The 12403-nt window shown below is 71.1% G+C and carries 10 protein-coding genes; 9 read left to right on the top strand and 1 reads right to left on the bottom strand.

The genetic code is table 11. The features are described from left to right. The first annotated feature begins 221 nt into the window (after positions 1 to 221). The 5 genes from BFF77_RS11710 to BFF77_RS11690 are packed head-to-tail and all read left to right on the top strand — an operon-like array spanning position 222 to position 5869. Positions 222 to 1850, top strand: coding sequence for a peptide ABC transporter substrate-binding protein (locus BFF77_RS11710; RefSeq protein ID WP_066947406.1), 1629 nt, complete (start codon positions 222 to 224; stop codon positions 1848 to 1850). A 22-nt stretch (positions 1851 to 1872) separates the two neighbouring features. Then, positions 1873 to 2796, top strand: a complete 924-nt coding sequence (locus tag BFF77_RS11705; RefSeq protein ID WP_066947403.1) for an ABC transporter permease — start codon at positions 1873 to 1875, stop codon at positions 2794 to 2796. Further along, a complete protein-coding gene (locus BFF77_RS11700; RefSeq protein WP_066947399.1) occupies positions 2789 to 3805 on the top strand; it encodes an ABC transporter permease in 1017 nt (338 codons plus the stop codon). The genes BFF77_RS11705 and BFF77_RS11700 overlap by 8 nt, the downstream gene beginning before the upstream one ends. A 56-nt stretch (positions 3806 to 3861) precedes the next feature. Further along, positions 3862 to 4836, top strand: coding sequence for an ABC transporter ATP-binding protein (locus BFF77_RS11695; RefSeq protein WP_066947397.1), 975 nt, complete (start codon positions 3862 to 3864; stop codon positions 4834 to 4836). After that, the gene (locus BFF77_RS11690) at positions 4829 to 5869 is read left to right on the top strand and encodes an ABC transporter ATP-binding protein (protein ID WP_066947394.1); all 1041 of its coding nucleotides are present in this window, start codon (positions 4829 to 4831) and stop codon (positions 5867 to 5869) included. The genes BFF77_RS11695 and BFF77_RS11690 overlap by 8 nt, the downstream gene beginning before the upstream one ends. Positions 5870 to 6031: 162 nt before the next feature. On the opposite strand, the gene BFF77_RS11685 is transcribed toward BFF77_RS11690, so the two are convergent. Beyond that, positions 6032 to 8203 carry a prolyl oligopeptidase family serine peptidase gene (locus BFF77_RS11685; protein WP_066947391.1) on the bottom strand — a complete coding sequence of 724 codons (2172 nt, stop codon included), beginning with the start codon at positions 8201 to 8203 and terminating at the stop codon, positions 6032 to 6034. A 156-nt stretch (positions 8204 to 8359) separates the two neighbouring features. Between BFF77_RS11685 and BFF77_RS11680 the strand changes: the two genes are divergently transcribed. The 4 genes from BFF77_RS11680 to BFF77_RS11665 all read left to right on the top strand — a co-directional run bounded on the left by BFF77_RS11680 (position 8360) and on the right by BFF77_RS11665 (position 12353). Continuing rightward, on the top strand, positions 8360 to 8554 hold the full coding sequence (locus BFF77_RS11680) for a hypothetical protein (protein ID WP_046497980.1): 195 nt from the start codon (positions 8360 to 8362) through the stop codon (positions 8552 to 8554). A gap of 142 nt (positions 8555 to 8696) precedes the next feature. Next, positions 8697 to 9608, top strand: a complete 912-nt coding sequence (gene mshB / locus BFF77_RS11675; protein ID WP_066947387.1) for an N-acetyl-1-D-myo-inositol-2-amino-2-deoxy-alpha-D-glucopyranoside deacetylase — start codon at positions 8697 to 8699, stop codon at positions 9606 to 9608. After that, on the top strand, positions 9605 to 10021 hold the full coding sequence (locus BFF77_RS11670; protein ID WP_066947384.1) for a DUF6113 family protein: 417 nt from the start codon (positions 9605 to 9607) through the stop codon (positions 10019 to 10021). Before mshB ends, BFF77_RS11670 begins: the two co-directional genes overlap by 4 nt. A gap of 196 nt (positions 10022 to 10217) precedes the next feature. Further along, positions 10218 to 12353, top strand: a complete 2136-nt coding sequence (locus tag BFF77_RS11665) for a peptidoglycan binding domain-containing protein (protein WP_066947381.1) — start codon at positions 10218 to 10220, stop codon at positions 12351 to 12353. Positions 12354 to 12403 lie beyond the last annotated feature (50 nt).

Here is a 12403-nt window from a genome sequence, read left to right as displayed (position 1 = left end):
ACGGTTCCGGGCGCTGTTCTGTGTGGCGCCGGCCCGTGTGGCGCTGTTCTGTGTGGCGCAGGGCCGTGTGCTGCGGGGCCGTGTGGGCCCCGGTCCGTGTGGTGCCGTGCTGTGTGATCGTCCATTTGCGCGGGCTGGATGTGCGGATCGCGCCTCGGCGTTCGATCTTGGTCTCAGCAGGTCACGTACGCAGGGTCACGTACGCCGAGGAGGCACGTCCGATGCGTGGAGCCGCACCCGTCACCCGGGCCGCGTGCGCGCTGGCCGTCGCGCTCACGGCGGCCTCGTGCGGCGGGGGAAGCGGCGCCGGCGCCGGAGGTCCGGACGGCGTGCTGTCCTCCTCCTGGGGCGATCCGCAGAATCCGCTGGAGCCCGCGAACACCAACGAGGTCCAGGGCGGCAAGGTCCTCGACATGATCTTCCGCGGCCTGAAGACGTACGACCCGAGGACCGGCAAGGCGCGGAACGCCCTCGCCGAGCGGATCGACACCACGGACTCGACGCACTTCACCGTCACCGTCAAGGACGGCTGGACCTTCAGCAACGGCGAACAGGTCACCGCGAAGTCCTTCGTGGACGCCTGGAACTACGGCGCACACCTGAAGAACAATCAGAAGAACGCGTACTTCTTCGAGTACGTCGAGGGATACGACAAGGTCCACCCGGCCTCGGGCCGGCCCACCGCGGAGACGCTCACGGGCCTCGGCGTCACCGGTCCGCTGACCTTCACCGTCAAGCTCTCCCAGCGCTTCTCCACCTGGCCGGACACCCTCGGGTACGCCGCGTTCGCGCCACTGCCCCGGGCCTTCTTCGACCACCACGACGCCTGGCTCGCCAAGCCGGTCGGCAACGGCCCGTACGAGGTGGAGAGCTACACCCGCGGCGCCCAGATGTCGCTGCGCGCCTGGAAGGGATACCCGGGCAGCGACAAGGCGCGCAACGGCGGGGTGGACCTGCGGGTCTACACGGACGGCAACACCGCCTACACCGATCTGGTCTCCGGCAATCTCGACCTGGTCGACGACGTCCCGGCCGCGCAGCTCAAGAACGTCAGGGCCGATCTCGAAGGCCGGTACATCAACGCTCCCGCCGGCATCCTCCAGACCCTCTCCTTCCCCTACTACGACCCGGCCTGGAACACACCGGGCGCGGTCAAGGTCCGCACCGGCCTCTCGATGGCGATCAACCGCCGGCAGATCACCGAAACGATCTTCCGCGGGACCCGCACCCCCGCCACCGACTGGACCTCGCCGGTCCTCGGCGCGGCCGGCGGCTACAAGGCCGGGCTCTGCGGAAGGGCCTGCGCCCACGACCCGGCCGCGGCGAGGAGGCTGATCGCGGAGGGCGGCGGTATCCCCGGCGGTCGGCTGACCATCACGTACAACACCGACACCGGATCCCACAAGGAGTGGGTGGACGCGGTCTGCAACAGCATCAACAACGCGCTGGGCAACGACAGATCGTGCGTCGGCAGCCCGGTCGGCACCTTCGCGGACTTCAGGAACAGGATCGGCCGGAAGAAGCTGACCGGTCCGTTCCGGGCGGGCTGGCAGATGGACTACCCGCTGATCCAGAACTTCCTTCAGCCGCTCTACTACTCCAACGGCTCGGCCAACGACGGCAGGTGGAGCAACGCGCGCTTCAACGAACTGGTCAACGAGGCCAACGCCGATACGGACACCTCGACCGCGATCCGCACGTTCCAGCGGGCCGAGGAGGTCGTACGGGACCAGATGGCCGGGATCCCGCTCTGGTACCAGAACGGGAGCGCCGGTTACGCGGCCCGGATCTCCCATGTCGAACTGAACCCGTTCAGCGTCCCGGTCTACCACGAGATCACGGTCCGCTGACACCGGGCGGGAGGAGCACCTCATGGGACGTTATGTGATCCGCCGTCTGCTCCAGATGATCCCTGTCTTCATCGGCGCCACCCTGCTGATCTTTCTGATGGTCCATGTGATGGGCGATCCGATCGCGGGACTCTGCGGCGAGAGACAGTGCGATCCCGCGACCGAGAGCCGGCTGCGCCAGGAGTTCGGCCTCGACCGGCCCGTGTGGCAGCAGTACATGACCTATATGGGCCATGTGTTCTCGGGCGACTTCGGGACGGCCTTCAACGGCCAGAAGGTCATCGAACTGATGGCGTCGGCCTTCCCGGTCACCCTCCGGCTCACGCTCGTGGCCGTCGCCTTCGAGCTGGTGGTCGGGGTCGTCCTCGGTGTGCTGACGGGGCTGCGCCGGGGCCGGCCGGTCGACACCTCCGTACTGCTGCTGACGCTCGTGGTCATCGCCGTACCGACCTTTGTCACCGGGCTGCTGGCGCAGCTCGTGTTCGGCGTCACCTGGCGGATCGTCCAGCCGTCGGTCTCGTACACCGCGCCGCTCGGCGAGCTGATCCTGCCCGGACTGGTGCTGGCGTCGGTCTCGCTGGCGTACGTCACCCGGCTGACCCGCACCTCGGTCGCCGAGAACGCCCGCTCCGACTACGTCCGTACGGCCGTCGCCAAGGGCCTGCCCCGGCACCGGGTGATCACCCGGCATCTGCTGCGCAACTCACTGATCCCGGTGGTCACCTTCATCGGGACGGACATCGGCGCGCTGATGGGCGGCGCCATCGTCACCGAGCGGATCTTCAACATCCATGGCGTCGGATTCCAGCTCTACCAGGGCATCCTGCGCCAGAACACCCAGACCGTCGTCGGCTTCGTCACCGTGCTCGTGATCGTCTTCCTGCTGGCGAATCTGCTGGTCGACCTGGTCTACGCCGTTCTCGACCCGAGGATCCGGTATGCCTGAGCCGCAGTGCGCCCGACCGAGGAGCGTCGCCGTCGAGGCCGTGGCCGTCGCCGCCGCGGCCACCCCGGACGGGGGAGCCGCTCCCGGGCACGGAGCCGCCCCTGAGCCGGGAGCCGCCCCGCAGCGGCGTTCCGCCGGCTCCGACGGCGGCGCGCCCACCGGGAAGCCGCGCGGTCTGTGGTCGGACGCCTGGCACGATCTGCTCCGCAATCCGGTCTTCGTCGTCTCGGCGCTCGTCATCGTCTTCCTGGTGGTGATCTCGGTCTGGCCGTCCCTGATCGCGAGCCGCAATCCGCTCTCCTGCGATCTCGCCCTGGCCCAGGAGGGCTCCCGGCCCGGCCATCCCTTCGGCTTCAACGGACAGGGCTGCGACGTCTACACCCGTACGGTCCACGGCGCCAGGACCTCGGTCGTCGTCGGCGTGCTCGCCAGCCTCGGCGTCGCCCTGACCGGCTCGGTCCTCGGCGCTCTGGCGGGCTTCCACGGCGGAGCCTGGGACGCGGTCCTCTCCCGGATCACCGATGTCTTCTTCGCGATCCCGGTGGTGCTCGGCGGACTCGTCCTGCTGTCCCTGGTGGCCGGCACCACCGTCTGGCCGGTGATCGGCTTCATGGTGCTGCTCGGCTGGCCGCAGATCTCCCGGATCGCCCGCGGTTCCGTCATCACCGTCAAGCAGAACGACTACGTGCAGGCGGCACGGGCGCTCGGCGCCTCTCCCGCACGGATCATGCTGCGGCACATCCTGCCCAACGCCGTCGCGCCCGTGATCGTGGTGGCGACCATCGCGCTCGGTACGTTCATCGCGCTGGAGGCGACGCTCTCGTATCTCGGTGTGGGGCTCAGACCTCCGGCCGTCTCCTGGGGCATCGACATCTCGGACGCCTCGCCCTACATCCGCAACTCGCCGCACATGCTGCTCTGGCCGGCCGGTGCGCTGGCGGTCACCGTGCTGGCGTTCATCATGCTCGGCGACGCGGTGCGCGACGCCCTCGACCCGAAGCTGCGCTAGCCGCCCCCACCGCCTTCGCCGGCCGCCCCCCACAGCCCTCTCAGGGAGTCCGACCCATGCTGCTCGACGTACGTGATCTGCGTGTGGAGTTCCGTACCCGCGACGGTGTCGCGAGGGCCGTCAACGGCGTCAGTTACGCGGTGGACGCCGGTGAGACGCTCGCCGTGCTCGGCGAGTCAGGGTCGGGCAAGTCCGTCGCGGCCCAGGCGGTCATGGGGATCCTGGACACACCGCCCGGCCGGATCACCGGCGGTGAGGTGCTCTTCCGGGGCCGCGATCTGCTGAGGCTCAAGGAGGAGCGGCGGCGCCGGATCCGGGGCGCCGAGATGGCGATGATCTTCCAGGACGCGCTGTCCGCGCTCAATCCCGTGCTCGACGTCGGCAGCCAGCTCGGTGAGATGTTCGTGGTGCACCGCGGGATGTCCCGCGGACAGGCGCGGGCGCGGGCCGTCGAACTGATGGACCGGGTCGGCATCCCGGCGGCGAGGGAGCGGGCGGGCGACTATCCGCACCAGTTCTCCGGCGGTATGCGCCAGCGCGTGATGATCGCGATGGCCCTCGCGCTGGAGCCCGCGCTGATCATCGCCGACGAGCCGACCACCGCGCTCGACGTGACCGTCCAGGCCCAGGTCATGGAGCTGCTCGCGCGGCTGCGGCGCGAGCTGGACATGGCGCTGATCCTGATCACCCATGATCTGGGCGTGGTCGCCGAGGCCGCGGACCGGATCGCGGTGATGTACGCGGGCCGGATCGTGGAGACCGCGCCGGTGCACGCCGTCCACCGGGCCGCCGCCCATCCGTACACCCGCGCCCTGCTGGACTCGGTCCCGCGCCTGGACCGCAAGGGCCGCGAGCTCTACGCGATCCGGGGCCTGCCGCCCAATCCGCTGCGTGTCCCGCCCGGCTGCGCCTTCCATCCACGCTGTCCGGTCGCCCGGGACATCTGCCGTACGGACGAGCCGCCGCTGTACGAGGCCGGCGAGGGCCGGCGCAGCGCCTGCCACTTCTGGAGGGAGACACTCGATGGCTGAGGCCGTTCTGGAGGTCACCGATCTGGTCAAGCACTATCCGCTGACGCGCGGTGTCCTGATCAGGAAGCAGATCGGGGCGGTACGGGCCGTCGACGGGGTCTCCTTCGCGCTCGCCCCCGGGGAGACCCTGGGCATCGTCGGGGAGTCCGGCTGCGGCAAGTCGACCGTGGCGAGGACGCTGGTCGGTCTGGAGCGGCCGACGTCCGGCCGGATCCGCTACAAGGGCGAGGACATCACCCGGCTGTCGGGCCGCGCGCTCAAGGCGGTGCGCCGGAACATCCAGATGGTGTTCCAGGATCCGTACACCTCGCTCAATCCGCGGATGACCGTGGGCGACATCGTCGGGGAGCCGTTCGAGATCCATCCCGAGGCGGCGCCGAAGGGCGACCGGCGGCGCAAGGTCCAGGAGCTGCTGGACGTGGTCGGGCTCGACCCGGAGTACGTCAACCGCTATCCGCACCAGTTCTCCGGCGGACAGCGCCAGCGCATCGGTATCGCCCGGGGTCTCGCCCTGCGGCCGGAGGTCATCGTCGCCGACGAGCCGGTCTCCGCCCTCGACGTCTCCGTCCAGGCGCAGGTGATCAATCTGATGGAGCGGCTCCAGAACGAGTTCGGGCTGGCCTATGTGTTCATCGCCCATGATCTGTCGGTCGTCCGGCACATCTCCGACCGCGTCGGGGTGATGTATCTGGGACGGCTCGTCGAGCTGGGCTCGGACTCGGAGATCTACGACCGTCCCACGCATCCGTACACCCAGGCGCTGCTCTCCGCCGTCCCGCCGCCCGATCCGGCGGCGCGCGCACACCGGGACCGGATCATCCTGGCGGGCGAGGTCCCGTCACCGGCGCGTCCGCCCTCGGGCTGCCGGTTCCGTACGCGCTGCTGGAAGGCGCAGGAGCGGTGCGCGGTGGAGGAGCCGGAGCTCACGGTCCCGGTGGCCTTCCGGGGACAGAAGGGACCGGCCGCGCATCCCTCGGCCTGCCATTTCGCGGCGGAGCGGCGGAGCGTACCGGCCGCGGGGGGCGAAACGTAATAAAGCACATCAATTTCGTTAACATGGAGGCAACTTCACGGACCCGACACCGATATACGAACGCGTCACGCTGAACAACGTACGGCCGTGCGGGTGCCGTAGATCGGCCGGGGCTCTGGGAGCCCCGGCCGGTCGCCTTTCCGCCCCCACCGCTGTTCCGGGTCAGTCCAGGCCCAGTGACCGCTTCAGGAAGTCGACCTGGAGCAGCAGCAGATTCTCCGCGATCTGTTCCTGCGGTGTCATATGCGTCACACCGGTGAGCGGCAGCACTTCATGGGGCCGCCCTGCGGCGAGCAGTGCCGCGGAGAGCTTGAGGGTGTGTGCCACCACCACATTGTCGTCGGCGAGCCCATGGATCAGCATCAGCGGCCGGACCGGAACCTCCGGTGCCGAGAGCCCGTCGTCGGTGACCAGGGAATGTGTGTCGTACACCTCTGGCGCCTCCTGCGGGGTGCCGAGGTACCGCTCCTGGTAGTGGGTGTCGTAGAGCCGCAGATCGGTGACCGGCGCGCCGGAGACCGCCGCGTGGAAGACATCGGGGCGGCGCAGGACCGCCAGGGCGGCGAGCCAGCCGCCGAAGGACCAGCCGCGGATGGCCACCCGCTCCAGATCGAGCGGGAAGCGGCCCGCGAGGGCGTGCAGCGCCTCGATCTGGTCGTCCAGGCTGAGCAGCAGATTCCGCTTGACCGCCTTCTCCCAGCCGGGCGAGCGGCCCGGAGTGCCCCGGCCGTCGGCGACGATCACCGCGAACCCCTGGTCGGCGAACCACTGCGAGGTCAGATACGCGTTCTGCGCGGCGACCACCCGCTGGCCGTGCGGACCGCCGTAGGGGTCCAGCAGCACCGGAAGCGGGCCGTCCGATTCCTGGTGGCCGGTGGGCAGCAGGACGGCGCACGGAATCCGGTGCGCGCCCGCCTCGGTGAGCCGCGCGTGAGCCGTGAGCACCGGGCGCTCGGCGTAGGAGACGATGCCCGCGATCCGCTCGCCGTCCCTGAGCACCCGCGCGGACGAGCCCGGCTCGTCCGGCGCGGCCGACACCAGAACGGTCACCTCGCCGGCCCGTACGGCCGAGTGCACACCCGGGCCCGCGGAGATCCGTTCGACGCCCAGATCGCTGACTCTGTACACATGAATCTGGCCAATTTCGGGATCGGCGGCCTCCTCGCCGGCCGATGCCGAGATCGGGACATCCCGGTCACCGATGTCCAGAACGGCACGCGGATGCAACTGCGATCCGGTCAGCGGACGGTCGCCCACCACCAGCACCCGCGCGCCCCCCTCGTCGGCGAGCCGCACCAGCCGCCCGTCCGGTGCCCGGGCCGGCACGCCCGGCGAGAGCTCCAGCCACGCCGGATCCTCGTCCTGGTGCACGGTGCTGGTCGCGCCGGTCTCGGTGTCTACCGCCAGATAGAGCTGTCCGCGCTGGTCACGGCTCTGGACGAGCAGCAGCGGGGCGCCCGCGGACGACCAGTGGACCCGGGCCAGATACGGATGGCGAACCCGGTCCCAGATCACCTCCGTACGCTCCGCCGGCCCGCCGTCCGGCCCGTCGGGACCGTCCAGGGAGACCAGGAAGAGCCGTACGTCCGCGTTGGGCGTGCCCGCCGCGGGATAGGCGACACGGGCCGGCTCCCGGTCCGGGCGGGAGGGATCGGAGATCCACCAGCGCCGCACCGGCGAGGTGTCCACCCGCGCGACCAGCAGCCGGTCCGACCCGGGCGACCACCAGAAACCGCGGGTACGGTCCATCTCCTCGGCGGCGATGAACTCCGCGAGCCCGTAGGTGACGTCCGCCTCCTCGGCCCGCGTGGGCCCCACCAGCTCACGGTCGCCCCCGCCGTCCGCGCCGATCACCCGGAGCGCGCCCCCGGCCGCGTAGGCGATGTGCCGGCCGTCGGGCGCGGGCCGCGGGTCGACCACCGGTCCCCGTGCGGGCAGTTGGCGCGCGGTGCCGGCGCGCAGCTCGGCCGCGTACAGCCGCCCGGAGAGCGCGAACGCGGCCAGTTCGACCGAATTGTCCACCGCGTAGCCGACGATGCCCTCCGCGCCCTCGCGGCTGCGCTCCCGGCGGGCCCGTTCCTCGGTGGAGAGTTGCTCCACGGCGCCCCCCAGCAGCGCCCTGGGGTCCGCGGCGACCCGTTCCCGTCCCCCGGGGCCGGAGCCTTCGAGATCGAGCACCCAGAGGGCGTTCACGCGGTCCGTCCCGGAGGCGGAACGCAGGAAGGCCACCCGCGCTCCGTCGGGCGAGACGGTGAACGCGCGGGGAGCGCCCAGGGTGAACCGCTGGGTCCTGGCGTGCCGGCGTGGGAACGAGTGCTCGTGGCTCAAGGTCATACGACCGAAACTAGTGCCCGTGCGCCCCCCTGTGCTGCCGTGCACCGACCGATGCTTACGTACGGATAGTTATGATCCGTAGCGCAAGGTGGGTAGGAATCTGCCGGCACATGCATGCCGCTCTTTCCCGACTGATATTTATGGAGGTGAACCGCCGTGGCACTCTCGATTTCGGCGGTGGTGCTGCTGGCGATCATCGTCTTCCTGCTGGTCCGGAAATCCGGGCTGAAGGCCGGTCACGCGGTGGTCTGCATGCTGCTCGGGTTCTACATCGCCAGTTCGTCCATCGCGCCCACCATCAGCGAACTGACCACGAACGTGGCGGGGATGATCGGCGGGATCAAGTTCTGACCCTCGGATCGTGACCTCGGGTCCACCGACCTCCGACTCCCTCGTCCGACTCTCCCTCCGCCCCTTCCGATCCCTGCTCGCCGTGCCCCCGGCCACCGTCCACCGGCCGGGGGTTTCACGGGCGGCCTCGTAGGCTGTCCCCATGACCGATCAACCCGCCCGTCGTCTGCTGCTGGTGCACGCGCACCCGGACGACGAGTCGATCAACAACGGCGCCACCATGGCCAAGTACGCGGCCGAGGGCGCTCTGGTCACCCTGGTGACCTGCACCCTCGGTGAGGAGGGCGAGATCATCGTGCCCGGTCTCGCCCATCTCGCCGCCGACCGGGAGGACGGCCTCGGCGCCCATCGCATCGGTGAACTCGCCGCGGCCATGCGGGAGCTGGGGGTCCGCGACCACCGCTTCCTCGGCGGGCCCGGCAGATTCCGGGACTCCGGGATGACGGGCCTGCCGCAGAACGACCGCGAGGACGCCTTCTGGCACACCGGGGTCGACGAGGCCGCCGAACACCTCGTCGAGGTGGTCCGTGAGGTGCGTCCCCAGGTGCTCGTGACGTACGACCCGAACGGCGGCTACGGCCACCCCGACCATGTCCAGGCCCACCGCGTGGCCATGCGCGCCGCGACACTGGCCGCCGACGGCGCGTACGGCCCCGGGCTCGGCGCGCCTCACGCGATCGACAAGATCTACTGGAACCGGGTGCCGCGCTCGGTGGCCGTGGCGGGCTTCGCGCGGCTCCGTGCCACCGGTACGGACTTTCCCGGCATCGCCGAGGTGGACGACATCCCCGGTGTGGTGGACGACACGGAGATCACCGCGATGATCGACGGCGCGCCGTACCGGGAGCGCAAGGCCGCCGCGATGCGCGCCCACGCGACCCAAATCGCCGTGGACGGGCCCTTCTTCGCGCTCTCCAACGATCTGGGCCAGCCGATCTTCGCCGCCGAGTACTACCAGTTGGTGCACGGGAGGTCCGGGGCGCCCGCGGGCGAACGCGAGAACGACCTCTTCGCGGGAGTCGCCGGAGCGGCCGGGGCGGGGGCCGGCACATGAGCGAGCCGAAGCGGCAGCAGTCCGCCGGCGGGCTCCCGGCCACCCCCGGGCCCTCCCGTGTCGCCGTCTACCTCGGCCTCGCCGTGCTCGGCGCCCTGGTCGCCCTCGCGGGCTCGCTGGTCCAAGGCGGCTGGTTCCCCGGCGGTTTGGTGCTGGCCCTGCTCGCCACCGCCGGAGTCTTCCTCGGCGGACTGCGCCTCACCGGCACGCAGATGGGCGTGGGCGCGCCCGCCGGAGGCTGGCTGATCGCGGCCGTCCTGCTGAGCGTCGGGCGCCCCGAGGGCGACGCGGCCTTCTCCGCGGGCGTCGGACCGCTCATCTATCTGCTCGGTGGGATGGCGGTGGCTGTGATGTGTGCCACCATGTCGCGGTTGCCGCAACCGGGCACGAAGTCCGGCCGACTTGGGAAGTGACGCGCCCGCCATCCACTGAATTGCCCCCGTCCGCGCGGCCCGCGAACGACAGCTTCACACGGTCGTCGGGTGCCGGTCGGCCGAGGACAGTATGGTGGTGCGCGCTCCGGGCCTTCCCCTCGCCTTCGGCTGTGGGGGACCTGAACAGTTGAGTACCAGTAAGAACGGGCGGCGGAGCCAACCGGGAGAACCTGCTTTGAGTCGTGAAACTGACAGTTCGTCCTCCTCCGGGCCCCAGGGGCGCGGCGGAGCCGCGTACCCCTCGGGGACACCGCCGTACGGATCCGGCCAGTATCCGTCGCCGCACCCCCAGCAGGACGCTCCGGAGGAGACCGACACCGCGCTCGCTCCTCAGCCGGACGAGCCGAGAACCGAAACCACACTGACCACACGTATCCGGATCAACATCCCCGGCTCGCGGCCGATCCCGCCCGTCGTGATGCGGACGCCCATGGGCGACGGCGACACCGCGGGCGGCCGGGGCGTCAAGGCCGCCGAGCTCACGGGCGCCGTCCAGGTGCCGGAGCAGGGCCAGGACGGGGCGGACGCCCTGGGAGGCCGGATTCCGGACGAGAAACCGGCCGGGGACAAGTCCGCGAACGACTGGTTCGCGCCCCGCAGGGCCTCGGGCCCGGCGGGCGGCACGGGAACAGGCGCGGGCATGGGCGCGGGCGCGGCTGCCGTCGCGGGCGCCTCCGTACCGGCACAGGCCGATCCCGGAACCGGGCGGCTCACGGACACGCCGTACTACGCCGACTACTCCGAGGCGCCGCAGCCACGGCAGCATCCGTCCACCGGCGGTGGCCTCGGCGATCCCGCCATGGGCGGGGGGCCGGCCGGAGCCGGTCTGCCGGGCCAGGCCGGGCATGGCTTCGGGCCCGGTGGCGGGCCCACCACACCGGCGCTCGGCACCCGTACACCACCCGGCGGGCCGGGCGGGTCCGGGGGCCCCGGCGGTCCCGGTGGTCCGACCGCGGGACCCGTCACCGGCACCGCCTCGCTGGGCACACCGCCCGCGTCGCTGGCCCCCGGGCCCGGCCAGGCACAGGGCGGTGCGCCGCGGATGTCCGACGACACCGCGGAGCTGACCCCGCAGCAGTACGCGCCCGAGCAGGGACCCGGCGGCCATGTCTCCGGGGACACGCTCACCAGCGGAATCCCCGTGGTGTCGCCGGAGCCCCGCTCGCCGTTCCCGGGCTCGGGCCCGCAGGGCGGCGGTCCGGGCGCCGATCAGGGCCACCGGCCCGGCGGTCCCGGCTCCCACGGCCAGGACCACGACTTCTCGGCGCCGGACTTTCCCGGTCCGGTCGGCTCCGCACAGGGCGGCGGGCCGTCGGCACCCGCGCCGGCGCGGTCCGCGGCCCCGGCCGCGCCCGCTCCCGTCAAGAAGGGCCGGTCCAAGCTGGCGCTCCTCGTCGGTGTCCTCCTGGTGGCGGGCGGCGGTGTGTACGGCGCCGGCCTGCTGATGAACCACTCCGACGTGCCGAAGGGCACCACCGTCCTCGGGGTCGACATCGGCGGCGGCACCCGTGACGCGGCGGTCGTCAAGCTCGACGCGGCCCTGGGCGAGCGCGCCTCCGCGCCGCTGCTGCTCAGCGTCGGCGGCAAGACCGAGGAGCTCTCCCCGGACAAGGCGGGTCTGAGCCTGGACAGCCAGGCGACCGTCCGGGGCGCGGCCGGCAGCGACTACAACCCGGTCTCGGTGATCGGCTCGCTCTTCGGCGGCCGGCGGATCGCCCAGCCGGTGATCCCGGTCGACGAGGAGAAGCTCAGCGCCGCGCTGACCGACCTGGCCGGAGTCTCCGGCTCGGCCACCGAAGGAACGATCAAGTTCGAGCCGGGCCGGGCCGTCGCCGTACCGGGCAAGTCGGGCCAGTCGCTCGATGTCAGCCACTCGATCATCTCGGTACGGGACGCCTACCGCTCCCAGGTCCAGACGGGCCGTACGAACACCGTCGAGCTGCCCATCGCTCCTCGCGATCCGACGATCACCCAGGCGGAGCTGGACCGGGCGATGAACGAGTTCGCCAAGCCCGCGATGTCCGATCTGATCACGATCACGGCGGGCGACAAGCAGATCCAGTTCGGTCCCGCCAAGTCACTGCCGAAGATCCTCTCCATGAAGGCGATCGACGGCCGGCTGGTGGAGGTCTACGACAAGAAGGCCATCGAGGAGCTGCTGGAAGGCGTCTTCGACGGCATCACGATCACCAAGGGGGACGGCAAGCAGCATCCCGTCTCCGCCGACGATGTCGCCCAGGCGATGCAGAAGGCACTGCTCGGCACCACACCCGCCGAGCGCACCCAGGTGATCGATCTCGATCCGAGCTAGGGCCTGTCCGCCGGACAGAGCCTGGGGCGGACGGCGCTGCTGCCCAAAAG

The sequence above is a fragment of the Streptomyces lushanensis genome (assembly GCF_001700515.1).
In the GTDB taxonomy this organism is placed as follows: domain Bacteria; phylum Actinomycetota; class Actinomycetes; order Streptomycetales; family Streptomycetaceae; genus Streptomyces; species Streptomyces lushanensis.
This window is presented reverse-complemented; position numbering and strand designations above follow the sequence as displayed.